Source organism: Ruegeria marisrubri, assembly GCF_001507595.1.
GTDB lineage: Bacteria > Pseudomonadota > Alphaproteobacteria > Rhodobacterales > Rhodobacteraceae > Ruegeria > Ruegeria marisrubri.
The window spans coordinates 43,801-69,006 of sequence record NZ_LQBQ01000001.1 but is presented as its reverse complement, the minus strand read 5'-3'; the positions used below and the strand labels follow the sequence as shown (position 1 = coordinate 69,006).

Below are 25,206 nucleotides of genomic sequence, written 5' to 3'. Positions count from 1 at the left end.
TCCAGGCAATCAGAAAGGAACAGACCAATGAGCAACGTTCAGGACTACCCCTCGCGCCTTTCCGACCCGACCAGCCGGAAGATGGGCACCTTTTCCTACCTCCCCGAGATGACGCCCGAGGAAATCCGCAAACAGGTGGAATGGATCGTGAAGAACGGCTGGAACCCGGCCATCGAACACACCGAGCCCGAACACGCCAGCGACTACTACTGGTACATGTGGAAGCTGCCGATGTTCGGAGAAACCGACGTGGATGCGATCCTTGCCGAACTCGAGGCCTGCCACGAGGCCAACCCGGGCAACCACATCCGCCTGATAGGCTATGACAATTTCACCCAGAGCCAGGGCGCCAACATGGTCGTCTATCGCGGCGATCCAGTCTGAACATTTCTGGCCGGCTCCTCCTTCCCGGGGGCCGGCCACAACTTGCACGGAGCATCGGCGATGAAGGACATGATTTCCGACCATCTTATCGCGGAACAACCCTGGTATCGGCCGACCGGCAACGAGCTTTCGCTTTTCGAAGCGGCCTACGCGGCTCGTATGCCCGTCATGCTCAAGGGGCCGACCGGCTGCGGCAAGACCCGTTTCGTCGAACACATGGCGTGGAAACTGGGCCGGCCACTGGTCACGGTGGCCTGCAACGAGGACATGACAGCGTCGGATCTGGTCGGCCGCTTCCTGCTGGATGCCGACGGCACGCACTGGCAGGACGGGCCGCTGACGCTGGCCGCGCGGCATGGCGCCATCTGTTATCTCGACGAAGTTGTCGAGGCACGGCAGGACACCACCGTGGTGATCCACCCGTTGACCGACAACCGCCGCGTCCTGCCGCTGGAGAAAAAGGGAGAGCTGCTGAAGGCGCATCCTGATTTCTTCCTCGTGATCAGCTACAACCCCGGCTACCAGTCGTTGATGAAAGACTTGAAACAGTCCACCAAGCAGCGCTTCGGCGCGCTGGATTTCGACTGGCCCGAGGAGGAGATCGAAACCGAAATCATCGCCCATGAATCCGGTGTCGATCCCGAGACCGCCAAAAAGCTGGTCGAGATCGGAACCCGGGCGCGCAACCTCAAGGGGCACGGTTTGGACGAAGGCATCTCGACGCGGATGCTTATCCATGCGGGCAAGCTGATCGCACAGGGCGTGGAACCGGTGCCGGCCTGCACGATGGCTCTGGTGCGCCCGATCACCGATGACCCGGACATGCGGGACGCACTCGATGCCGCTGTCGCCACCTATTTCTGATACCGTCGAGGCCCCTGCCCGCGATCTGTTGCCGCAAGAGCACGCGGACCTGCCCGATCTGCTGGCAGAGGGTGCCCGGCAGGCGCTTTTCTCCGAACTGCCCGAAGCCAGGCGCAGGCTCAGCCCGCGTGGTCTGGACAGCTGGTTGAGGGGCGCGGACGCGCTGCACAGGATGGGACGCGGCGAAGAGGCCGTGACCGCGTGGATCGGCTCCGTTCCCGGCCTTGCACGCGAACTTGGAAAGGACATGATCGCCGACATGGCCACGGCCTGCATGGGTTTTGCCTCGCGCACCTCAGGCGCGGTAATCACACGGATCATCGAAACCGCTCCGCTGGCGGCCCAACGCCTGGGAGACGCCGCTCTCTTCGCCAGCTACTTGCGATTTCTGGAGCACGTCCTTGCCCGCGCTCCGCGCGCGATGCGGCCAATGCTGGACCAACTGAGCGAACTTCTGGGCGTGCTGACCCTTGGCGGGCTGCGACGCTGGGCCGACTGGGGGATCGAGGCTTACCGTACAGACTATGTCGGGCTCGAGGCCTATTTCTCGCTGACCAGCGAAGCCTCTCGCGCCGTCCTGAAAAGCGAGCGCAAGGGAGTGGTGCTTGTCGATGTCCAGCGCCGCCTGGGCATGTATTTGCGCGCGCTCTGGGGCCGCGACTTCATGCTGGTGCCGACGGCGGGTGATTTCGAATCGCGCACGGGCCTGCGCCCCTACGTCGCCGAGTTCCAACTACATCTGCCAGACGCGCTGGACGACTGGAACGGCATTGCCGGTCTGGACCTCTATCGCGCGCAGGCCGCGCATCTGGCCGCCCATCTCGACGCGCTTCGCGCACCCATTCCGGCCGAAGGGCTGAGCGCCCTGGAGCTGGCTTGCGTGGGACTGATCGAAGATGCCCGCGCCGAAGCCCGGGCAATCGCCCGCTTTCCCAATCTGCGCGCACTCTGGGGCCGATTTCACTCGGAAACCGGCACGGGCATGGCCGGACAGTTCGACCGCATCGCCCGCGCCCTGATCCGCCCTGACGAGCCGGCCGAAGACGATTTGTCGTCCTGGGTCCGGGCCGAGTTTGACCGAATCGACCTCGATCGCGCCGAGGACGCCCGCACCTTGGGGCTTGCATTGGCAAACCGGCTTTTCGGCCAACCCTATTCCGCGCATCGTGATATCCCCTCGTGCCCCTATCGCTGCGACAACAGGGTTCTTTGGGAATACGAAGAGATCGACTGGGGAAAATCCGCGTCCGCCCAGCCCGAGCAGGTGCGCAAGCACGTCTCGGTGACCGAGATGGTCAACGAGGTCGAGGTGGAAACGGCGGGTGACGACGCTCAGGAAATCTGGGTGCAGTCGAGTGAATTCTTCGACGATGACGGAACGACCTTCAACGCTCGAGAAGGCAAGGAACCCCTGGCACCCCCGGTCCTTTATGAAGAGTTCGATCACACCATCCAGATGGTCCGGCCAGCATGGGCCACGGTGCGCGAGGCGCGGGCGAAACTCGGGGATCCGACCGAGGCGGATCACATCCTTGACACACATCGCCGAACCACCGAACGGCTGCGGCATCTGCTGGACGCCATGCGCCCACAGGGCGTGCAACGCATCCGAAAGCTCGAGGATGGCGACGAGATAGACATAAACGCGGCCGTTGCCGCGGCGATCGACACTCGGCTGAAGCGCCAGCCCGACCCACGGGTGATGATGCGTGCCCTGCGCCACACCCGGGACACGGCGGTGATGGTCCTTCTCGATCTGTCTGAATCCACCAACGATCCGGCGCCGGGGGGCCAGACCGTTCTGGATCTGACGCAAGCGGCTTGCCTTCTGCTGTCCGAAGCAATCAACAGTGTCGGCGACAGCTTTGCCATCCACGGTTTCTGCTCGGACGGGCGTCACAATGTTTTCTACAACCGTTTCAAGGATTTCGACCAACCCTGGGGAACACAGAGCAAGGCCCGCATCATGGGTGCACAAGGGCGGCTCTCAACCCGAATGGGCGCGGCCATCCGCCATGCAACGGCCCACCTTGGCAAGGTCCGCTCCAATCGAAAGCTGATGCTGGTGCTGACGGATGGAGAGCCGGCCGATATCGATATGCGTGACCCGTTCTATCTACGGCACGACACCCGGCACGCTGTCGAAGCGGCACGGCGGCAGGGCATCATCCCCTTCTGCCTGACGCTTGATCCGGCTGCTGACACCTATGCCCAGCGGATTTTTGGCACAAGGAACGTGCGGGTGCTCGACAGGGTCGAACGGCTGCCGGAGCGCCTGCCGCAACTCTATGCGGCACTCACGAAATAGCTACGCGCGGCAGGAATGCGCCATTGAGTTGGTTTATCTCGGAGAGGATCGTCTCCCCCGATGGTGGCAGCGCCACCTGCTGCGGCCAGACCAGATACCAATGACGCATCACCGGCAGATTGGGGCCGCGCAACGCCACCAGCCGCCCCTGATCCAGTTCGTCCTTCACCGTATGCAGCGACAGGAAAGCGATCCCCAGCCCGGCCAGAACCGCTTGTTTGATGGTTTCGTTCGAATCCATCTCGACGATCCGCGGCGGCCCACCCTCATCAAAACGCGCCAGGAAACGATGCATCAAGGCACGGGTGCCCGACCCCTCTTCGCGCGACAGAAATGTCTCTTTCATCAGGAAAACGGGGTCATAACCATCCTGTCCCGCCAGCGCATGGTTCGCCGGTAGAACGACGCCGTGAGGGTGCGGACCCAGCGGGAGTGCCTCGACCAGCGGATCACGCGGCGGGCGTCCCATGATGGCCAGGTCACAGCGGGCTTCGGCCAGGTCGGCTATGATGGTCTCGCGGTTGCCGACACGCAATGCCACGTCGATATCGACGACTCGGTCTCTGAGCATCCGGACGAGCCGTGGAGCGAAATACTTTGCGGTGGACACGACCGAAAGGGTTACCAGCCCGGATTTCCCCCGGCCAAGCGCATCCAACTGGTTTTCTGCCTGCGACAGAATGCCCGCCGTCAACCGCGCGGCGCGCAACAGCACACGACCGGCTTCGGTCGGCTCCGCGCTCCCGCCACCTGTCGCCCTAAGCAAGACAGGAGCATCGACAAGATCCTCCAACAACTTGATTTGACTGTGTATTGCAGGAACCGTGAGACCCAAGTATTCGGCGGCTGCGGTCATCGTTCCGAACCGCACAACGGCATCAAGCGCCCGCAATTGCTTCAGGGTAACGGCGGCAAGACTGGTCATTTTAGAAAAATCCTAATGGCTATTACCAATTTTTAAATTTCACAAAAACCGGTTCCCGGCAAGAGTGCCGCACAAGTCTTCAAAGGAGTCGTCACCGTGTCCATGATCATCGACCAGATACCAGGCCAAGTGGACGGGGAACTCCGCCAGACACTCGACACAGTGGCCAGCGTCTGCGCCCAAGTCGCTCAACGGATCAGGCGCGGAGGCATCGACGAAAACCTGGGTGCCGCGCGGGGGACTAATACCGACGGCGACAGCCAGAAGGCGCTCGACGTGATCGCGGACGAGTCCTTTGCTTCGGCACTGCGTGGTGGGCCAGTGCGCTACTACGCGTCGGAAGAAGTGGAAGATGTGGTCGAACTGAACCCGGCAGGCTCGCTCGCTCTCGTGATCGATCCCCTTGACGGCTCATCCAACATCGACACGAATGTCTCGGTGGGGACGATCTTTGGCATCTATCAGGCAAAGGACGAGCCTGTCGGAAGCGTCCTGCGCCCCGGCCGCGAACTTTTGACCGCCGGCTACGCGATATACGGGCCTCAATGCGTTCTCGTTCTCAGTGTCGGTGACGGAACCCTGAAATATGTTCTGGACCCCGACACCGGTGTCTTCCGCCTTGTTGGCCCGATGGGGCCGATCCCGGAAGAGTCCACTGAATATGCCATCAATGCCTCCAACTACCGCCACTGGCCGGCGCCGATCCGCGCCTATATCGACGACCGCGTGGCCGGTGCCGAAGGCCCGCTGGGCCATGATTTCAACATGCGCTGGATCGCCTCTCTGGTGGCGGAAACGCACAGGATCCTGACCCGTGGCGGCATCTTTCTCTACCCTTCGGACGCACGGAAAGGCTACGAACGAGGCCGCCTGCGCATGGTCTATGAATGTGCGCCGATCGCCTTTCTCATCGAGCAGGCCGGCGGCCGGGCCACTGATGGCCTCGACCCGATCCTCGATGCGACAGCCGATGCGCTTCACGCGCGAACGCCATTCGTCTTTGGCAGCGCCAACAAGGTTGGCCGGGTCGCGACCTATTTCGACCTGCCCGAAGAAGAGACTTCGGCACTTTTCGGCAAACGCGGCCTGTTTCGAGGATAGAGCATGAGCAAGACATACCCGATCATTTCCGTCGTGGGGTCCTCGGGGGCCGGAACGTCGACCGTCAAGGCCACCTTCGAACAGATCTTTCGGCGCGAAGGATTCACGGCGGTTTCGATCGAGGGCGACGCGTTCCACCGCTACAACCGCGCCGACATGCGCGCCGAGCTGGAGCGTCGAGCCGCAGCCGGAGATCGCACGTTTTCGCATTTTTCCTATGAAGCGAACGAGTTGAAGGAACTGGAAAACGTCTTTCGCAGCTTTGGCGAGACAGGAATGGGTCGCACCCGCCACTATGTCCATGATGCGGAAGAGGCCGAACGCCACGGAGTGCCACCCGGCGAATTCACCGCCTGGGCGTCGTTTGAAGAGGGCGCGGACCTGCTGTTCTACGAAGGCCTGCACGGAGCCGTCGTCAACGACGAAGTGAACTTGGCCGCGCTGGCTGACCTGAAGATCGGCGTCGTTCCCGTCATAAACCTCGAGTGGATCCAGAAAATTCACCGTGACCGGGCGGCGCGCGGATATTCGACCGAAGCCGTCACCGATACGATCCTGCGGCGCATGCAAGCCTATGTGCATTGCATCTGCCCGCAGTTCACACAGACCGATATCAATTTCCAGCGCGTGCCGGTGGTGGATACCTCGAACCCCTTTATCGCCCGCTGGATTCCCACACCCGACGAAAGCCTCGTCGTGATCCGTTTCAAGAACCCGCGCGGGATCGACTTCCCCTACCTGACCTCGATGATCGCCGGTTCGTGGATGACCCGCGCCAACTCGATCGTCATTCCCGGAAACAAGCAGGATCTGGCGATGCAACTGATCCTGACGCCGCTGATCGAGCGTCTGGTGACAAACGCCCGCAAACTGCGCCGCTGAGGGAGAATGCAATGAACGCTCCGATGAAACAGGCAGACGAAAGGCTCATGGCCGACACGATCCGCGTTTTGGCCATGGATGCGGTCCAAGCGGCGAACTCGGGCCATCCGGGCGCCCCGATGGGGCTCGCCGATGTGGCGACCGTGCTTTTCAACCGCTTCATCAAGATCGCCCCGGAAGACGACAAATGGCCCGACCGCGATCGCTTCGTGATGAGTGCGGGCCACGGGTCGATGCTGATCTACGCGATCAATCACCTTCTGGGCTATGATGACATGGCCGTCGACCAGCTGCGGAATTTCCGCCAGCTCGGATCCCGCACCGCGGGCCACCCAGAATACGGCCATGCCAAGGGGATCGAAACCACGACTGGCCCGCTGGGCCAGGGCATCACCAATGCGGTCGGCATGGCGCTGGCCGAGCGGATGATGAACGCGCGTTTCGGTGATGAACTCGTCGATCACTACACCTATGTCATCGCCGGCGACGGCTGCCTGATGGAAGGGGTCAGCCACGAAGCCATCGACTTTGCCGGCAACATGGGATTGGGACGACTGATCGTGTTGTGGGATGACAACCACATCACCATCGACGGCGCGACAGACATCTCGACCTCGACGGATCAGATCAAGCGCTTCGAGGCGTCAGGCTGGCATGTGCAGGCGGTGGACGGCCACAACAACGAAGCCATCGCCGCCGCAATAGAGGCCGCCCGGCAAGTCACCGACAAGCCCTCGATGATCGCCTGCCGCACCGTGATCGGAAAGGGCGCGCCCAACAAGGCCGGTAGCCACAAGGTCCACGGATCACCGCTGGGTGAGGACGAGGTCGCCGCCGCTCGCAAAGCGCTTGGCTGGACGCTGCCGCCCTTCGAAGTGCCCACCGAAGTGCGCGCGGCCTGGAGAAGGATTGCCACCCGAGGCGCCGAGGCGCGTGCCGAGTGGCTGGCCCGCAAGGCAGAGAACCCGAAGGGCGGCGAATTCGACGCCGTCAATGCAAAACCAGCAACTCAGGCGCTTCGCTCGGCGATGGCCGAGCACAAGGCGAAGCTCGGCTCGGAAAAACCCAAGGTCGCGACCCGTGTTGCCTCGCAGATGGCGCTGGAGGTGGTCAATGGGGTCCTACCAAATTCGGTGGGCGGCTCGGCCGACCTGACCGGCTCGAACAACACGATGACCAGCGCCATGCGGCCGATCACCCGCAGCGATTATTCTGGCGACTACATCCATTGGGGTGTGCGCGAGCATGGCATGGCGGCGGGCATGAATGGCATGGCGTTGCATGGCGGGTTCTTCGTCTATGGCGGCACGTTCCTCGTTTTTGCCGACTACATGCGCGGCGCGATGCGGCTTTCTGCGTTGATGGGCGTTCCGGTTGCTTATGTGCTCACCCATGACTCGATCGGTCTGGGCGAAGATGGCCCGACCCACCAGCCAGTGGAAACGCTCGCCAGCTTGCGGGCGATGCCCAACATGACCGTCATTCGCCCCGCGGATGCAATCGAGACAGCCGAGGCGTGGGAGATCGCGGTCACCTCGGAGGCCACGCCAACTGTTCTGGCCCTGTCGCGCCAGGGTTTGCCGACCTTGCGCGAAGGCACCGAGGGCGAGAACCTGACCGCGCGGGGCGCCTATGTTCTGCGCGAGGCCGACGGCCCGCGCGACGCGACGTTGATTGCCTCGGGTTCGGAAGTGGCCATCGCGATGGAAGCGGCCGATATGCTGGCCAAGCAAGGCATCAGGGCTGCTGTGGTTTCAGCCCCCAGTTTCGAACTGTTCGAGGCGCAGGGCGAAGACTATTGGGAATCCGTCCTTGGGGACGCGCCCCGCATCGGCATTGAGGCAGCGGTCAAGCAGGGCTGGGATCTGTTCCTGCGCCGAAAGGACCGCTTCATCGGCATGACAGGTTTTGGCGCCTCGGCACCGGCGGCCGATCTCTATCGCCACTTCGGCATCACGCCCGAAGCCGTTGCCAACGCCGCACGCGAAATCATTTGACACGAGAGGGCGAAAATGGATTTCCGGACAACGACGTTCAAACTCCCGACGATGCTTGCTGCTGCCAGCACGAAGACACGCGCCCTGCCCCGGCACCTCACGGCATGGAACGTGATGAACTGCGCGGTCGCCGCGTTCATCACGCTATGGTGGCTGACATGATGGAATTGCCCCGCATCACGGACTGGAATGTCCGAGGCAAAAGGCTGCTTGTCCGGGCCGACCTGAATGTTCCGGTCGAGAATGGCCAGGTGATTGACGCGACCCGGATCGAAAGATTCGCCGCCGGAATGAAGCCCCTGCTGGACAGAGGCGCAAGATTGGTCATCCTGACCCATTTTGGCCGTCCGACAAAGAACGAACTTGATCCGGGCTTTTCGGTCGACAAGCTGCGCCCCGCCCTTTCCGATGCCTTAGGCATCCCGGTGCGCTTTTCCGATGTCTGCGTCGGCACGTCGGCCGAAATCCTGACCCGCCAACTGAGTGATGGCGAGGCGCTGCTGGTGGAGAACCTGCGCTACCAGACGGGCGAAACCGAAAATGACCCGGCCTTCGCAACCGAACTGGCCAAGTTGGGCGACATTTACGTCAACGATGCCTTCTCGGTCTCGCACCGGGCACATGCCTCAACTGACGCGCTTGCGCGTCTTCTCCCGGCGGCGGCAGGTCCGCTGCTCGTCGAAGAGATCGAAGCCCTGAGCGCCGCGCTCGAGGCGCCCAAATCGCCCGCCGTCGCGGTTGTCGGCGGAGCCAAGGTGTCGACCAAGATCGATGTCCTGAAGAACCTCGTGAAAAAGCTGGACGCGGTCATCATCGGCGGAGGCATGGCCAACACCTTTCTGTTTGCCGATGGCGCGCCGGTGGGAAGGTCGCTGCATGAGGCAGACCAGGTGGAGACGGTGTACGAGATCCGTGATGCGGCCAAACAGTCCGGTTGCCGCCTGCTTCTGCCCGTCGATGTGGTTTGCGCCCGCAAATTCGAAGCGGACGCGCGCAATTTCGTAGCCCCAGCCGACCAATGTCCTGACGACGCGATGATTCTGGATGCGGGCCCGGCAAGCCTGCGGATGTTTGAGGCCGAGCTTGCCCAGGCGTCCACGCTTCTGTGGAATGGTCCTCTGGGCGCCTTCGAGATCGAGCCTTTCGACAGGTCCACGATGCGGCTCGCACAGATCGCAGCCGAGCTGACCGATGTGGGGGCGCTGACCAGCGTCGCCGGCGGCGGAGATACTGTCGCCGCGCTCAACAAGGCTGGCGTCGCTGACAGATTCACTTATGTGTCGTCTGCAGGAGGGGCGTTTCTCGAATGGCTGGAGGGCAAGACGCTCCCCGGCATTGCCGCCCTGACGCACGCCAGCAAAGCCGCCTGAAAGGAGATTTCCCATGGCCATCATCACACTCCGCCAGCTTCTCGACCATGCCGCCGAGGAGGGCTACGGTGTGCCCGCCTTCAACATCAACAACATGGAACAGGGGCTTGCGATCCTGCGCGCTGCCGACGCCTGCAATGCGCCGGTGATCCTGCAGGCCAGCCGGGGCGCGCGCAGCTATGCCGGTGACATCATGCTGCGCCACATGGTTCAGGCACTTGCCGAGATGTATCCGCACATCCCGATCTGCCTGCATCAGGACCACGGCAACAACGAAGCGACCTGCCTTTCGGCGATCCGCCACGGGTTCACCAGCGTGATGATGGACGGCTCACTCGAGGCGGACATGAAGACGCCTGCCTCTTATGCGTACAACGTCGAGATCACCGAACGGGTCGCGCGCATGGCGCACTGGGTCGGCGCCTCGGTCGAGGGAGAGCTGGGCGTGCTGGGCAGCCTGGAAACCGGCGAGGCGGCCAAGGAAGACGGCTCGGGCGCGGAAGGCAAGCTCTCGAAGGAAGACCTGCTGACTGACCCCGATCAGGCGGCCGAATTCGTGGCCCGAACCAAGGTCGATGCGCTGGCCATCGCCTGCGGCACCTCCCACGGCGCCTACAAGTTCTCTCGCAAGCCCGATGGCGAAATCCTCGCAATGAAGCGGATCGAAGAGATTCACGCGCGCATCCCCTCGGTGCACCTCGTGATGCACGGATCGTCCTCCGTGCCGCAGTATCTGCAGGATCTGATCAACGAATACGGCGGTGAGATGCCCCAGACTTACGGTGTGCCGGTCGAGGAGATCGAGAAGGGCATCCGGACTGGCGTGCGCAAGGTCAACATCGACACCGATTGCCGCATGGCGCTCACTGGCCAGTTCCGCAAGGTGGCGCAGGAAAAGCCCCGCGAGTTCGACCCGCGCAAGTTCCTGATCCCCGCGATGGACGAGATGGAAAAGCTCTGCAAGGACCGGTTCGAGCGTTTCGGCACCGCCGGCAACGCCAGCAAGATCACCGTGATCGACATGGACGAGATGGCCAAGCGATACGCCTCAGGCGCGCTCGACCCGGTCATTCCCGCCGCTCGCGCGGCCTGAGGCCAGAGCGGTCATGAAGCGCATGGCCATAGCCGCCGGCAACGCGAAAGGAAGCTGACCGATGACTTTCGACCAGTCCGTCAAGATCGCTCCGTCGATACTCTCTGCGGATTTCGCTGATTTCGGCCGCGAGATCCAAGCCATCGAGGCCCAGGGGGCCGACTGGGTGCATGTGGACGTGATGGACAATCACTTCGTGCCCAACCTCACCTTCGGCCCACCGGCGGTCAAGGCCTTCCGCAAGCATGTTAAATCGGTGATGGACGTGCATCTGATGATCGCGCCCGTGGACCCTTCGATCGAAGCCTATGCGGATGCCGGCGCCGACATCCTCACCGCCCATTTCGAGGCTGGGCCGCACATCCACCGCACGCTTCAGGCGATCCGCGGTGCGGGCATGAAGGCAGGCGTGGCGCTCAACCCCGGCACGCCGTCCGAAGCCGTGGCCCACGTTCTCGACCTCTGCGATCTGGTCTGCGTGATGACCGTGAACCCCGGCTTCGGCGGGCAGAAGTTCATCGACATGACCCCGAAAATCCGGGCCCTGCGGGCCATGATCGGCGACCGGCCCATCCATATCGAGGTGGACGGCGGGGTTGACCCGACCACCGCGCCCAAGGTTGTGGCCGCAGGGGCCGATGTTCTGGTCGCCGGCTCGGCAGTCTTCCGTGGCGGCTCGGTCGAAAACCCCGCACCCTATGGCGAAAACATCCGGGCGATCCGCGCAGCCGCAGAGGACGCCAACCCGTGACGTTTGCAAACCCAATCGCGACCCGGACCCGAGTGGAGATGTTCGACTTGCGAGCGCTGGCATGACTGGCGCCCCCCTTCCCTTCCGAGCGTTCGTTTTCGACGTGGACGGCACACTCGCCGAAACCGAAGAACTTCACCGCCGCGCCTTCAACGAGACCTTCACCGAAGCGGGGCTCGACTGGCACTGGGACCGTTCGCTTTACCGGGAACTTCTTGGAACCACAGGCGGCAAGGAGAGGATACGCGCCTTCATGCGCGACTACGCGCCAGAGACAGCCCCGACCGAAGACGACATCCCCGCGCTTCACGCGCGCAAGACCTGGCGCTATGCCGAACTCGTCGCTGAAGGCACGCTAAGTTTGCGACCGGGCATCGCCGATCTGATCGCGAACGCGCGCGCCGAGGGCCTGCAGGTCGCCGTCGCCACCACGACCAACCTTCCCAATGTCGAGGCACTGACCCGCGCAACCGGCCAAGGGCCCGCACCCCAGATCTTTGATGCCATTGCCGCCGGCGACATGGTCAAGGCGAAGAAGCCAGCGCCGGACGTCTTCCTGCTCGCGGCCGAAATGCTGGGCCTCCCGCCCACGGCGTGCCTTGCTTTCGAGGACAGCCGCAACGGTCTCATTTCGGCAAAGGCCGCCGGCATGGCCTGCATCGTTTCTCCCGGCCCTTACACCGAGGGGCAGGATTTCTCGGAGGCCGATTTGGTGGTGCGCTGCTTTTCCGAGGTCGCGGACATGCAAGCCTTGCGCCGAAAGATGGCCCGGGCCGCATGATGCCCGTTCAAGTGAAAGGATAGTTTCTGAATGGCCCGTATAATCTTCGATCTCGACGGCACGCTGATCGACAGCGCCCCCGACATCCACGGCATCGCCAACGGATTGCTCGCGGAAGAAGGCGCCGAGCCGATCACGCTGGAAGACGCGCGCAACTTCATCGGCCAGGGTGCCTCGGTCTTTGTCGAGAAAATGCGGCGGGCCCGGAATATTCCGGACAGCGAACATCCTCGTCTGCTGGCCGATTTCATCGAAAGCTACGACGATGCGGTGCACCTGACCCGCCCTTACCTTGGCGTGGTCGAGGCGCTCGAAGCCCTGGCGTTCGAGGGCCACGCAATGGGCGTGTGCACCAACAAACCCATCCGACCGACCCGCGCGGTTCTGGCCCACCTAGGGCTTGACCGTTTCTTTTCCACGACCTGGGGCGGCGACAGCCTGTCGGTCCACAAGCCCGACCCGGCCCCGTTGCACGCGGCTTTTGCAGCATTGCCTGAAGGTCAATGTATTTATGTCGGCGACAGCGAAGTGGACGCCGAGACGGCAGAGCGGGCGGGCGTTCCGTTCCTGCTGTTTGAGGGTGGTTATCGCAAGATGCCGGTCGAGAAACTGCCACATGCCCGTTCCTTTGGCCATTTCGGCGACCTCCCCGGCATCGTCAGCGAAACATGCGCTTGAACTTGCTGCCTTTTCGACCGGATACCTCGGCCTGAGCGTGGAGGCTTGAGTTCGGTCGGGCATTCATATTGTACTTGCCACCGGAACATACGATTTGCGGCAGCCTTCGGCACGGGTTCTTGCACAGCCAGATAGGCTCTACGCGTGAACAAGGAGACATCGTATTCTGCCCGAGATTCTGACGATCACCCTCAAACCCGCGATCGACTATGCAACGACGACGGAACATGTAACTGCGGGACCGAAACTGTATTGCAACAAGCCGAAGGTCGATCCCGGAGGTGGGGGCGTAAACGTTGCCCGAACGATTGTGAAACTGGGTGGAAGCGTTCGGGCTTTCGTCGTGGTTGGTGGCGCAATGGGTGATCGCCTGTTGGCTTTGCTGGCGGCGGAAAACGTCCCGGTCATGGAATGCCGGGTTCGCGGAGAGACGACCTATAGCCTGGCGGTGACCGATGAGACGACACAGGAACAATTCCGCTTCAGCCTGCCGGGAGAACTGCTGAGCGAAGACGAAGGACGGATGGTGCTGAACCGGATATCCGACACGGTGCAAAGGGATGGGCTTGTCGTATTGAGCGGGGGCGTCGCCAATGGTCTTGCCGACGACTTTCCGCAAGAGGTGCAGGCTGCCGTTTCGCGATGCAACGGACGCCTGATCGTCGACACGTCAAAGGCTCCGCTGAAGCGCCTGATCGAAGCTCCGGTTGCTCCGCTCGATGTTCTGCGGCTGGACCGCAGCGAAATCGAAAAGGTGTTTTCCCGCCCGATGCGGTCAATATCCGACAACCTTGCGTTCACGGAACGGCTCGTCAGGCGCGGCGTCGCACGGATCGTGATAACCGGTCACGGCGAGGAGGGCTCCGTCATGGTCGCTGGAGATCAGAAATTTTTCTGCCACGCCCCAAAGGTCGCCGTGCGCAGCAAAATCGGCGCGGGCGACGCCTTGGTCGGTGCTTTTGCTTTTTCACTGTCGCGCGGCGACCCACCGGAAGAGGCCCTGAAATGGGGCGTTGCAGCCGCGGCGGCGACGGTCGGAACAGAAGGAACCTCGTTCTGCGGCTTCACGGAAACCCACGCCTTGCTGCCGCAATGCCGGATGGAACGTTTCTAAGCCCCTCCGGGGCAACCTATGCTTGGGTCAAATTGGATCCAGAGCGCTTCAAGCGGAAACACTCAGCGCCTTGAGCAACGCAGCCAGCAGAGAATGCGGCAAAGTCGGTCCGCGGCCGATACCGATATATTCGTCGTCGTCACTGGCTGAAGTCTTTCGGAGCGTACAGCTCCAGTGACCATTTGGCATGGCCGCGTTCCCGCGGATCGTGACGCTCCAACCCGGTTTCACAGCATAAATCACCGAAAGCACTTTGTCGGTCGAGCCCAGGTCTTCGCGCTGGATCGTCAGGTCGCCGGCCACTCCGTTGATCGCAGCAAGGACGCGCGCGGCAAGGTCCGGCTCCAGAACGAACGCAGCTTCAACCTCCTCTGCCAAGGCGGCAAGTGCCATGTCCATGACATTCTCCCTCTATACTGTCGAGGATGATGACATCTGGCGCCGGATTTCTCGTTGACCGAGATCAAGGCTAGAATTCACGCTCGGTCTAGCCTTGGCCAGCGGCTCCAAACGCGGGAGGAAGAGAAATGCCGACCGATCCTCAGGTGATCCCGTTCGACGACTTGCGCAAGGAAGACATACCGCTTGTGGGCGGCAAGAACGCCTCGCTTGGAGAAATGGTGCAGGCACTGGGCGCGAAAGGCATTTATGTACCACCCGGGTTCGCGACCACGGCAGATGCCTTCCGCAAATTCATGGATGAAAACAACCTGACAGAGGTGATCGCGACCGTTCTGGCCGATCAACAAGCCGGCAAGATAAGCCTTCGCAAAGCAGGCGAAAAAATCCGGACCGCGATCATCGCAGGTGATTGGCCAGCTTCCACCGAAAACGAGATCCGGCAAGCGTATAGGGAACTTTCAAAACGTGTCGGCCAGACCGAGCTTTCGGTTGCCGTCCGTTCCAGCGCCACGGCAGAGGACCTGCCGGACGCCAGCTTTGCCGGCCAGCAGGAAACTTTTTTGAACGTCTCGGGCGAGGACGCTCTGCTTGTCGCCTGCCGGAAATGTTATGCGTCCTTGTTCACGGACCGCGCCATTTCCTACCGCAGCATGAAGGGGTTCGATCAGCTCGGGGTCGCCCTGTCGATCGGGGTTCAGCAAATGGTCCGCTCAGACTTGGGTGGCTCGGGCGTGATGTTTTCAATCGACACCGAGTCCGGCTTTGACAAGGTGGTTTTGATCAATGCGGCTTGGGGTTTGGGTGAAAATGTCGTTCAGGGCACCGTCACGCCAGATGAATTCCAGGTTTACAAGCCCTTCCTTTCTCAGAAAGGCCTTCGTCCGATCATCGAGAAAAAGCTGGGAGCGAAGGAGGTCAAGTTGATCTACGCCAGCCGGGGGGATGGCGGGCCAACCCGAAACGTCCCGACATCCAAGGCAGAGCGCGCGAAATTCGTCCTCAGTGATGATGAGGTGCTTTCCCTGGCCAGGCAGGCAACGATCATCGAAGATCACTACGGCCAGCCCATGGATATGGAATGGGCCAAGGATGGAATTACGGGGCAGCTGTTTATCGTTCAGGCCAGGCCGGAAACGGTTCAGTCTCGTATTACTGGCAATTCGCTCAAGACCTTCCGGATAGGCCGACATGGACCGGTCGTTTCAACAGGTCTGTCTGTCGGGGAACAGATTGCAACGGGTCGCGTCTGCCTCATCGAAAGCGCCGAGGACATCGACAAGTTCGTCGATGGATCGGTTCTGGTGACCTCGACAACAGACCCGGACTGGACGCCGGTGATGAAGCGCGCGTCCGCCATCGTGACGGACCGTGGCGGCAGAACCAGCCACGCCGCGATTGTCAGCCGTGAACTGGGCGTGCCGGCAATTGTCGGCTGTGGTGATGCAACCCATGTTCTTTACGATCAGCAAGAGGTTACCGTCAGTTGTGCCGAAGGAGACACGGGGCACGTGTATGACGGTTACGCGGAGTTCTCCGTCGAAGAGTTGGACCTCGGCCAGGTGCCCCGGACAACGACGAAGGTCATGCTCAACCTTGCAAACCCGGCCACTGCCACAAGATGGTGGCGTTTGCCAGCAGATGGCGTGGGTCTTGCGCGCATGGAATTCGTCATTTCCAACAGCATCCGGGTCCACCCCATGGCGCTGCTGAACTTCGCCAACCTAGAGGATCAGAACGACAGGCAGGAGATCGAAGCCCTCACCCGCGGATATGACGACAAGGCCGAATATTTTGTCGACCGGCTTGCCTTGGGCATATCGAGGATTGCCGCAGTGGCCTATCCCAACCCAATGATTCTGCGCCTGAGCGACTTCAAGACCAATGAATATGCCGATCTTCTGGGAGGTCGGCAATTCGAACCCGCCGAGGCAAACCCGATGATTGGTTGGCGTGGGGCCTCGCGCTACTATGACCCCGCCTACCGCGACGGTTTTCGCCTGGAATGCAGAGCGATACGTCGCCTGCGAGAGGAAATCGGCTTTAACAATGTTCTGGTCATGGTGCCTTTCTGCCGAACACCCGAGGAAGCCGACCGAGTTCTCGAAGTGATGGCCGAAGAAGGTCTCGTTCGGGGAAAGAACGGACTCGAGATCTATGTCATGTGCGAAGTTCCCTCGAACGTCATACTCGCCGAGGAGTTCGCAAAACGATTTGACGGGTTTTCCATAGGTTCGAACGACCTGACCCAACTGACTTTGGGTATCGATCGTGACAGCGAGAAGCTGGCGATGCTGTTTGATGAACGACATGATGCGGTTCAGTGGATGATCCGAACCGTAATCGAAAAAGCCCATGCTTTTGACACGAAGGTCGGGTTATGTGGGCAGGCCCCTTCAAACTACCCCGATTTTGCCCGAACTCTCGTCGAATTTGGCATAGATTCCATCTCTGTCACGCCAGACAGCTTCTTCAAGGTCAGGAAGCACGTCTCGGATGCTGAACTGGCGCTGTCAGACAGATTCTAACCAGTCTCTACAAGGACAGGATGCTTGCCCCTTATTCCGCGCAGAGACCGCGCCACTCGGCGAGAGCAGCGGCGCGGTTCAGCTTGAAATTTGGTCTGGAGGAGAGGCAGCGCTCCGAGTTGAAAAGGTTGTAGACCGAGGTATGGACGGTTGCGAATTTCTGCAAACCTCACCTTGGTGATCAACCGCACGCCATAGGTAATGGCGTTCGCCGTTGATTTTCACGAACATCTCGTCAAGATGCCAGCGCCACTTGCTGGAACACATGCGGGCGATCCGACGTTTTCGGATCTCACCGGCACACATCGGTCCGAACCGGTGCCACCAGAACCTCACCGCCTCGTGGCTGACGTCGATCCCGCGTTCATGCAGAGGATCCTCGACGCTGCGCAACGAGAGCGGGAAACGGACATACAGCTTCACCGCAAGTCGGATAATCTCGGGGCTGGTTCGAAATCAGCGGAACGGCCATGAGTCGTCACGGCAGGCTCTCAGATTAGACAGGTCCCAGATCTGCCCCCGAAATCTCGGCGGCTTCAACGAGACGGTTCACGTACTTGCCTGCTTCTGAGGCCCAGCGGGCCTTCTCCATGGCTTCGGCGATCTTGTCGCGGACGGTGTCGAATGGCAGAACATCACCCGGCGCGGCCGCATCCATGCGAACAACATGCCAGCCATATCGTGTCAGCAAGGGTTCATTCGAGATCTCGCCTTCTGCAAGTTCACGAAGATGCGCTTCGAATTCTGGCACGGTGCTCCCCGGACCGAGCTGCCCCAGAGCACCGCCCGCGGATTTTGACCCGCAATCACTGTGTTCACTGGCCAGGCGGGGAAAGTCCTCTGGGGTGGCGTGCGCTCGTCGGCAGAGTTCCTCGGCCCGGGCCCGGGCTGCCTCCTTGGCCGTTTCATCACCGGGGTCAAAGGCGCACAGAATATGCGATACTTCCCAAAGAGGCGGAGCCCGGAAACGCTCAGGGCCGCGGGCCCATTCCGCGCGGACTTCTTCTTCGGTCGGCGCCGTCACGTCGATTTCCTGTTCGAGAAGCCCCCGGATCAAGGCCTCCTCGTCAGTTTCGAAACGCCCCGGCCCCACTTCGGCCGGCTCGGGCGTCAAGCCGCACTTTCGGGCTTCCTGCAACAACAGCGTGCGAATGGCCACGGCATTTGCCGCCTTGCGCCAGGCGATGCCCGGTTTGCCCTTTGGACCGCTGTGGTTCTGGGCTTCGGCCGCGACCGCGGTGTGGGGCACGGTTTCGCCGTTGACGACAAGATCAGGAAAAAGTGCTGCGGGCATTCAGTTTACTCCACCGAAAAAACGGCGGCCCCGGCAGGAGCCACCGACCTTGTTTACTTGGACTGTCGAGCGGGCAAAGGCTCGCTGCGGCGCGAACGGACAATCTGGTAGCCAGGACGCATGAAGTAGCGCAGCGGGACCGAGAGCATGTGCACCAGTCGCGTGAACGGGAACAGCAGGAAGATCGTCAGCCCCAGGAAGATGTGGAGTTTGAAGATCGGCGAGGCGTGCTCGATGTAGCTGGCTGCTTTGCTGTCGAAAGTGAAGATGCCCAGCGCCCAGTTCATGAAGGTGGTCATTTCGTGACCATCGAGATGCTGCAGCGACACGGTGATCGTCAGCAGGCCGAGCACCAGTTGCACGAGCAGCAGCGCCAGAATACCGATATCCGCAAAGCTGGAGTTGTTGCGGATACGCGGATCGGTCCAGCGACGGTGGAACAGCATGCCGCCGCCGATCAGCGCCATGATGCCGGCGATGCCGCCGGCCACGATGGCCAGAACCTGCTTGGCGCCGTGGCTGATTCCTAACGCGTCGAAGACCCAGATCGGCGTCAGCATGCCAAAGAAGTGACCCAGGAAGATCACCAGGACGCCAAAATGGAACAGCACCGAACCGATGATCAGCTGCTTGCGCCGCAACAACTGGCTGGACGACGATTTCCAGGTGAACGGGTCGCGTTCATAGCGCACGATCGAGCCGAGGATCAGCACCGACAGGGCGATGTACGGGTAGATACCGAATACGAAGTTGTGCATTTCTTGTTCCTTTACTCGGCGGCCACGCCGGGGGCGGGATTGATTGGTTCGTCCATGCGCGAAAGCATGTCGCGCACCTGCGGGCAGCCGGCATTCGGATCCGGAGAGAAACGAATCTCGCTTTCTTCCCAGACCGCATCCAGCGCTTCGAGGTCGTTCGGATCGTCGTCGGGCTGCTCGAGCAGCTCGGCAACGGCCTCCTTGTCGGCCTCGACACCGGCCAGTTGCAGAAGCGCCGCAAAGACCGCACCATAGGCGCTTTCGCGCCGCTCGAGGCGGGCACTCAGCGCTTCGAGGATATGCGCGGCATCGGCCAGGATTTCGCGCGCCTCTTCGGCAGGCCGGGTCGCCAGGAATTCCAGCAGCACCGGCAGGTGGTCCGGCAGTTCCGTGGTGCTGAGTTCGAACCCGCCATCACGATAGGTTTCCAGTAGCGACACCATCGCGGTGCCTCTGTCGCGACTTTCGCCGTGGACGTGCTCGAACAGGTTCAGCGACAGAGTCCGCGACCGGTCGAAGAGCGCCACATAGCGCTCTTCCAGGTCATAGAGGTCGCCCCCCGACAGTTCCTCGACCAGCGGTCGCAGTTCACGGCGCGCGGCAGCCGTCAAACGGCTGTCCGCGGCCAGAACGCCGCCGATGTCGGGCATGGCGGCCTGCAGCTCGCGTGAAGGATAGCTCAGTATCAGCGACAAGGCTTTGAGTGTCCGGTCCATCAGCGCACCTCCTCGGGCATTTTCAACGGCTTCTTGGAGCCGCCAAAGAGCGACCCCTTGGAAATACCGGTCGAGCAGCGGTTGCCGTCGGTGAAGCCGCAGCCTCCGCGAAGGTCGTAGGCTTCCTCGACATGTTCACGGTGCGTCGTCGGGATGACGAAACGGTCCTCATAGTCAGCCAGGGCCATGATCTTGTACATGTCCTCGATCACCCGGCCGCTAAGACCCACGCGGTCCGCAATAGCCTCGTCGATCACGCCATCCACGGTCTTGGCCCGCATGTAGGCGCGCATCGCAAGCATCCGCTCGAGCGCGCGTTCCACCGGCTTTTCGTCGCCTGCTGTCAGCATGTTGGCGAGATACCGCACCGGAATGCGCAGGTTCGTCACGTCCGGCATTGCGCCGTCCATGCCGATTGCGCCGGCCTCGGCCGCGTTCTGGATCGGGCTGAGAGGCGGAATGTACCACACCATCGGCAACGTCCGGTATTCGGGGTGCAGCGGGAAAGCCACCTTCCACTCCATCGCCATCTTCCAGATCGGGCTTTGCCGAGCCGCCTTGATCCAATCCTCGGGGATGCCGTCCACGCGCGCGGCCTCGATGACCACCGGGTCGTTAGGGTCGAGGAACACGCCAAGCTGGGCATCATATAGGTCCATCTTGTCGGCCGCGTTCGCGGCTTCCTCGATCTTGTCGGCGTCATAGAGCATCACACCCAGATAGCGGATGCGGCCCACGCAGGTTTCCGAGCAGACGGTCGGATTGCCGCTCTCGATCCGGGGATAGCAGAGCGTGCACTTCTCGGATTTGCCGGTCGACCAGTTGTAGTAGACCTTCTTGTAGGGGCAGCCCGAGACGCACATCCGCCAGCCGCGGCACTTCTCCTGGTCGATGAGGACAATGCCGTCCTCTTCGCGCTTGTAGATCGCGCCCGACGGGCACGACGCGGCACAGGCCGGGTTGAGGCAGTGTTCGCACAGACGGGGGAGATACATCATGAAGGTGTTTTCGTATTCCCCGTAGATCTGCTTCTGCACACCTTCGAAGTTGTAGTCCTGGCTACGTTTCGAGAATTCGCCGCCCAGGATTTCTTCCCAGTTCGGGCCCTTCACGATCTTTTCCATCCGTTCGCCCGAGATTTTCGAGCGCGGACGCGCCGTCGGGAACGCCGTCATCTCGGGCGCCGATTTCAGGTGGTCATAGTCGAAATCGAACGGCTCGTAGTAGTCGTCGATCTCGGGCAGATCCGGGTTCCCGAAAATGTTCGCCAGGATCCGCCATTTCGCACCCTGCTTGGGCTGCAGCTTGCCCGACTTGGTGCGTTCCCAGCCACCGTTCCAGCGGTCCTGGTTTTCCCAGTCGGTCGGATAGCCGGTGCCCGGCTTGGTTTCGACGTTGTTGAACCACGCGTATTCGACGCCGTCGCGGCTGGTCCAGACGTTCTTACAGGTCACCGAGCAGGTGTGGCACCCGATACATTTATCGAGGTTCAGCACCATGCCGATTTGTGCGCGCACTCTCATTCCGCGGCCTCCTTCTGGGTAGCGGGCTGGTCAAGCCAGTCAACGTTCCGCATCTTTCTGACGATGACGAACTCGTCCCGGTTCGATCCCACGGTTCCGTAGTAGTTGAAGCCGTAGGACTGCTGGGCGTAGCCGCCGATCATGTGGGTTGGTTTCAGGACCGCGCGGGTCACCGAGTTGTGGATACCGCCCCGCTTGCCGGTCAGTTCCGAGCCGGGCGTGTTCACGATCTTCTCCTGCGCGTGATACATCAGCGTCATGCCGTCCTTCACCCGCTGCGAAACCACCGCACGCGCGGTGAGCGCGCCGTTGGCGTTGTACAGCTCGATCCAGTCGTTATCGACGATACCGGCCTTCTTCGCGTCGTTCTCGCTGATCCAGACACAGGGTCCGCCGCGGTTCAGCGTCAACATCAGTAGGTTGTCGGTATAGGTTGAGTGGATTCCCCACTTCTGGTGGGGCGTGATGAAGTTGAGGACCACGTGCGGCGTGCCCTCGCGAGCATCACGGTTGACCTCTGCGGTTATGGTCTTGAGGTCGACCGGTGGACGGTAGGACATCAGGCCTTCACCGAACGCCCGCATCCACAGGTGATCCTGATAGAGCTGCTGACGACCTGTCAGCGTGCGCCACGGGATCAGTTCATGGACGTTGGTGTAGCCGGCGTTGTAGCAGACCTTCTCGCTTTCCAGACCCGACCAGGTCGGTGACGAGATGATCTTGCGCGGCTGCGCGGCGATATCGCGGAACCGGATCTTCTCGTCCTCTTTCGGGATCGCCAGGTGGGTATGGTCCAGGCCCGTGCCCTTGCTCAGCGCGTCCCAGGCCTTGACCGCAACCTCGCCATTCGTTTCCGGGGCGAGCATCAGCACCACCTCGGTCGCGTCGATGTCGGTGACGATCTTCGGGCAGCCTTTGGCCGGGCCGTCCTGCCACTCGCCGTTCAGGTCACGCAGCGCCTGCACCTCGTGTTCGGTGTTCCACGAGATGCCCTTGCCGCCGTTGCCCAGCTTGTCCATGAGCGGACCAAGCGCCACGAAGCGGTCGTAGATCGCGGTATAGTCGCGCTCTACCGGGACATAGGCCGGAGCGGTCTTGCCCGGGATCAGGTCGCACTCGCCCTTTTTCCAGTCCTTAACCTGGTCCTGTGCGATCTCGGCCGGCGTGTCGTGCAGGATCGGGAGCGCGACGATATCGGTCTCTTTCCCGAGGATTTCCGGCGCGACTTCCTGGAATTTCTTGGCGATGGCCTTGAAGATTTCCCAGTCAGACTTCGACTCATAGGCCGGATCCACGGCCGCCTGCAGCGGGTGGATGAACGGGTGCATGTCCGAAGTGTTGAGGTCGTTCTTCTCGTACCAGGACGCCGTCGGCAGCACGATATCGGCATAGACTGCAGTGGTGCTCATGCGGAAGTCGATCGTCACCAGCAGGTCCAGTTTGCCCTTCGGAGCGTCCTTGTGCCACCTGGCTTCCTTGGGCAGCTGACGACCTTCTTCGCCCAGGTCCTTGCCCATGACGCCGTGGTCGGTGCCCAGCAAGTGCTTGAGGAAATACTCGTGCCCTTTGCCGGACGAACCCAGCAGGTTGGAACGCCACACGAACAGGTTGCGCGGCCAGTTTGCCGGATCATCCGGATCCTCGCAGGACATCTCAAGCGCGCCGGACTTCAACTGCTCGGCGACATAGTCAGGGATGTCCTTGCCAGCCGCCTTGGCTGCCTTGGCCACCTCGAGCGGATTGGTCTTGAGCTGCGGCGCAGACGGCAGCCAGCCCATGCGCTCGGCGCGGATGTTGTAGTCGATGATCGAGATGTCCCAGTCGCCTTCAGGTGCCGTGGGCGACAGGATTTCCCCGGCCGACACGGTCTCGTAGCGCCACTGGTCGGTATGTGCGTACCAGGCACTGGTCGAGTTCATGTGACGCGGGGGACGGCCCCAGTCAAGCGCGAAGGCCAGCGGCTGCCAGCCGGTCTGCGGGCGCAGTTTCTCCTGCCCCACGTAGTGCGCCCATCCACCGCCGGACTGGCCGACGCAGCCGCACATTACCAGCATGTTGATGACGCCACGATAGTTCATGTCCATGTGGTACCAGTGGTTCATCGCAGCACCGATGATGACCATGGACTTGCCGTTGGTCTTCTCGGCGTTCTGCGCGAATTCACGCGCCACGTGAATGATCTTGTCGCGGGAGACACCGGTGATCTTCTCGGCCCAAGCCGGCGTGCCCGGCATGCTCGAGTTGTAGTCCGACGTCACCCAGTCGCCACCGAGACCGCGGTCGAGACCGTAGTTGGCGCAGAACAGGTCGAAAACGGTGGCGACCTTCACCTCGCCATCGGCGGTCTTGACCGTCTTGACGGGGATGTTGCGGGTCATCACGTCGGGGTGATCCTCGCCGGTCGCGAAGGCTTCATGGGCCTCGCCGCCGAAGTAGGGGAAATCGACGCCGACGACGTCATCATGGTCCTCTTCGAGGATCAGCGTCAACTTCAGCTTGGTTTCAGCGCCGGCAGCCTTCTCTTCTAGGTTCCATTCGCCCTGTTCGCCCCAGCGATAGCCGATCGAGCCATTCGGCGCGACCAGGCCCTTGGAGATCTCGTCGATGGCGACGGTCTTCCACTCGGGGTTGTTGTCCTCGCCCAGCTTGCCGTCGAGGTCGTCGGCGCGCAGGAAGCGGCCGGGGATCACGCGGCCATCTTTCTCCTCGAGCTTCACCAGCATCGGGAAGTCGGAATACTTGCGGCAGTATTCTTCGAAATATTCGACTTGGCGGTCGAGGTGGAACTCGCGCAGAATGACGTGGCCAAAGGCCATGGCGAGTGCCGAGTCGGTACCCTGCTTGACGTTCAGCCAGACGTCGCCGAACTTGGCGGCTTCCGAATAGTCCGGGCAGATCACGGCAGACTTGGTGCCGCGGTAACGCGCTTCGGTATAGAAATGCGCGTCGGGCGTCCGGGTCTGCGGCACGTTCGAACCCCAGAGCAGAAGGTAGCCGGCATTGTACCAGTCAGCGGATTCCGGCACGTCGGTCTGTTCGCCCCAAACCTGCGGCGAGGACGGCGGAAGGTCGCAGTACCAATCGTAAAAGGACATGCAGACGCCACCCAGAAGGCTCAGGTAGCGAGAGCCGGCAGCGTAAGAGATCATCGACATGGCCGGGATCGGCGAGAAGCCGAAAATGCGGTCAGGACCGTAGGTCTTGGCGGTATAGGCATTGGCGGCTGCGGTGATCTCGGTTGCCTCGTCCCAGGTTGCGCGAACAAAGCCCCCCATGCCGCGTTTTTCGACGTAGGAGGCACGCAGGATCGGGTCGTTCTGGATCTTGGTCCAGGCTTCGATGGGCGACATGGTTTCGCGCATCTTCCGCCAGACTTTCATGAGCCGTCCACGGACAAGCGGGTTCTTCACCCGGTTGGCCGAATACAGATACCAGCTGTACGATGCGCCACGCTGGCAGCCGCGCGGCTCGTGGTTTGGCAGACCGGGCCGCGTGCGCGGATAGTCCGTCTGCTGGGTTTCCCAGGTGACGATCCCCGACTTCACGTAGATCTTCCACGAGCAGGACCCGGTGCAGTTCACACCGTGGGTCGAGCGGACGATCTTGTCGTGGCGCCAACGGTTGCGGTAGGTGTCCTCCCAGTCACGGTTCTCTTTCGTGACCTGACCGTGACCATTCGAGAACTTCTCCAGTTCCTTGGATTCCAGGAAGTTCAGTCTGTCGAGCAGATGGCTCATCAT

The 25,206-nt window shown here is 61.7% G+C and carries 20 protein-coding genes and 1 pseudogene; 13 read left to right on the top strand and 8 right to left on the bottom strand.

Annotated elements, in window-relative coordinates; translation table 11 throughout:
- The first annotated feature begins 27 nt into the window (after positions 1-27).
- From AVO45_RS00305 to AVO45_RS00295, 3 genes are read left to right on the top strand one after another with little or no spacing between them, the layout of a single operon-like run.
- Entirely contained in the window at positions 28-384 is a 357-nt protein-coding gene (locus tag AVO45_RS00305) for a ribulose bisphosphate carboxylase small subunit (RefSeq protein WP_068343198.1), read from the top strand.
- A 60-nt stretch (positions 385-444) separates the two neighbouring features.
- Positions 445-1,248: a CbbQ/NirQ/NorQ/GpvN family protein gene (locus tag AVO45_RS00300; RefSeq protein ID WP_068343197.1), complete on the top strand. Its 804-nt coding sequence runs from the start codon at positions 445-447 to the stop codon at positions 1,246-1,248.
- Positions 1,223-3,556 (top strand): nitric oxide reductase activation protein NorD, encoded by a 2,334-nt coding sequence (locus AVO45_RS00295; protein ID WP_082688608.1) that lies wholly within the window; start codon positions 1,223-1,225, stop codon positions 3,554-3,556. The genes AVO45_RS00300 and AVO45_RS00295 overlap by 26 nt, the downstream gene beginning before the upstream one ends.
- Here the strand turns inward: AVO45_RS00295 and AVO45_RS00290 are convergent.
- Entirely contained in the window at positions 3,546-4,481 is a 936-nt protein-coding gene (locus AVO45_RS00290) for a LysR substrate-binding domain-containing protein (RefSeq protein ID WP_068343191.1), read from the bottom strand. The two genes, AVO45_RS00295 and AVO45_RS00290, sit on opposite strands and share 11 nt — an antisense overlap.
- 102 nt (positions 4,482-4,583) lie before the next feature.
- On the opposite strand from AVO45_RS00290, the gene AVO45_RS00285 reads away from it, so the two are divergent.
- The 9 genes from AVO45_RS00285 (at position 4,584) to AVO45_RS00245 (ending at position 14,248) form a co-directional block, all read left to right on the top strand.
- A complete protein-coding gene (locus tag AVO45_RS00285) occupies positions 4,584-5,582 on the top strand; it encodes a class 1 fructose-bisphosphatase (RefSeq protein WP_068343188.1) in 999 nt (332 codons plus the stop codon).
- Positions 5,583-5,585: 3 nt separating this feature from the next.
- A complete protein-coding gene (locus tag AVO45_RS00280) occupies positions 5,586-6,464 on the top strand; it encodes a phosphoribulokinase (RefSeq protein WP_068343185.1) in 879 nt (292 codons plus the stop codon).
- Positions 6,465-6,475: 11 nt separating this feature from the next.
- Positions 6,476-8,461, top strand: a complete 1,986-nt coding sequence (gene tkt / locus AVO45_RS00275; protein ID WP_068343184.1) for a transketolase — start codon at positions 6,476-6,478, stop codon at positions 8,459-8,461.
- A 161-nt stretch (positions 8,462-8,622) separates the two neighbouring features.
- Complete coding sequence (locus tag AVO45_RS00270; protein ID WP_068344646.1) at positions 8,623-9,831, top strand: phosphoglycerate kinase; 1,209 nt, start codon at positions 8,623-8,625, stop codon at positions 9,829-9,831.
- A 13-nt stretch (positions 9,832-9,844) separates the two neighbouring features.
- The gene (gene fba, locus AVO45_RS00265; protein ID WP_068343183.1) at positions 9,845-10,924 is read left to right on the top strand and encodes a class II fructose-bisphosphate aldolase; all 1,080 of its coding nucleotides are present in this window, start codon (positions 9,845-9,847) and stop codon (positions 10,922-10,924) included.
- Between the two features lie 61 nt (positions 10,925-10,985).
- A complete protein-coding gene (gene rpe / locus AVO45_RS00260; protein ID WP_068343182.1) occupies positions 10,986-11,675 on the top strand; it encodes a ribulose-phosphate 3-epimerase in 690 nt (229 codons plus the stop codon).
- A 61-nt stretch (positions 11,676-11,736) separates the two neighbouring features.
- The gene (locus AVO45_RS00255) at positions 11,737-12,456 is read left to right on the top strand and encodes an HAD family hydrolase (RefSeq protein WP_068343181.1); all 720 of its coding nucleotides are present in this window, start codon (positions 11,737-11,739) and stop codon (positions 12,454-12,456) included.
- A 30-nt stretch (positions 12,457-12,486) separates the two neighbouring features.
- Positions 12,487-13,134 (top strand): HAD-IA family hydrolase, encoded by a 648-nt coding sequence (locus AVO45_RS00250; protein WP_068343180.1) that lies wholly within the window; start codon positions 12,487-12,489, stop codon positions 13,132-13,134.
- 163 nt (positions 13,135-13,297) lie between these two features.
- Positions 13,298-14,248, top strand: coding sequence for a hexose kinase (locus AVO45_RS00245; RefSeq protein ID WP_082688607.1), 951 nt, complete (start codon positions 13,298-13,300; stop codon positions 14,246-14,248).
- Between the two features lie 48 nt (positions 14,249-14,296).
- On the opposite strand, the gene AVO45_RS00240 is transcribed toward AVO45_RS00245, so the two are convergent.
- Complete coding sequence (locus tag AVO45_RS00240) at positions 14,297-14,647, bottom strand: hypothetical protein (protein WP_068343178.1); 351 nt, start codon at positions 14,645-14,647, stop codon at positions 14,297-14,299.
- A gap of 128 nt (positions 14,648-14,775) precedes the next feature.
- On the opposite strand from AVO45_RS00240, the gene ppsA reads away from it, so the two are divergent.
- Positions 14,776-17,175, top strand: a complete 2,400-nt coding sequence (gene ppsA, locus AVO45_RS00235; RefSeq protein WP_068343176.1) for a phosphoenolpyruvate synthase — start codon at positions 14,776-14,778, stop codon at positions 17,173-17,175.
- Positions 17,176-17,340: 165 nt separating this feature from the next.
- Here the strand turns inward: ppsA and AVO45_RS19265 are convergent.
- The 6 genes and pseudogenes from AVO45_RS19265 to AVO45_RS00210 form a co-directional block, all read right to left on the bottom strand.
- Positions 17,341-17,613, bottom strand: a pseudogene (locus AVO45_RS19265) (DDE-type integrase/transposase/recombinase); the annotation flags it as partial.
- 58 nt (positions 17,614-17,671) lie between these two features.
- Positions 17,672-18,469: a peptidylprolyl isomerase gene (locus AVO45_RS00230; RefSeq protein WP_068343172.1), complete on the bottom strand. Its 798-nt coding sequence runs from the start codon at positions 18,467-18,469 to the stop codon at positions 17,672-17,674.
- A 53-nt stretch (positions 18,470-18,522) separates the two neighbouring features.
- Complete coding sequence (gene narI, locus AVO45_RS00225) at positions 18,523-19,227, bottom strand: respiratory nitrate reductase subunit gamma (protein ID WP_068343170.1); 705 nt, start codon at positions 19,225-19,227, stop codon at positions 18,523-18,525.
- Between the two features lie 11 nt (positions 19,228-19,238).
- Positions 19,239-19,943, bottom strand: a complete 705-nt coding sequence (gene narJ / locus AVO45_RS00220; RefSeq protein ID WP_068343168.1) for a nitrate reductase molybdenum cofactor assembly chaperone — start codon at positions 19,941-19,943, stop codon at positions 19,239-19,241.
- Positions 19,943-21,466 carry a nitrate reductase subunit beta gene (narH, locus tag AVO45_RS00215; RefSeq protein ID WP_068343166.1) on the bottom strand — a complete coding sequence of 508 codons (1,524 nt, stop codon included), beginning with the start codon at positions 21,464-21,466 and terminating at the stop codon, positions 19,943-19,945. The genes narJ and narH overlap by 1 nt, the downstream gene beginning before the upstream one ends.
- Positions 21,463-25,203 carry a nitrate reductase subunit alpha gene (locus AVO45_RS00210; protein ID WP_068343160.1) on the bottom strand — a complete coding sequence of 1,247 codons (3,741 nt, stop codon included), beginning with the start codon at positions 25,201-25,203 and terminating at the stop codon, positions 21,463-21,465. The genes narH and AVO45_RS00210 overlap by 4 nt, the downstream gene beginning before the upstream one ends.
- Positions 25,204-25,206: the final 3 nt, after the last annotated feature.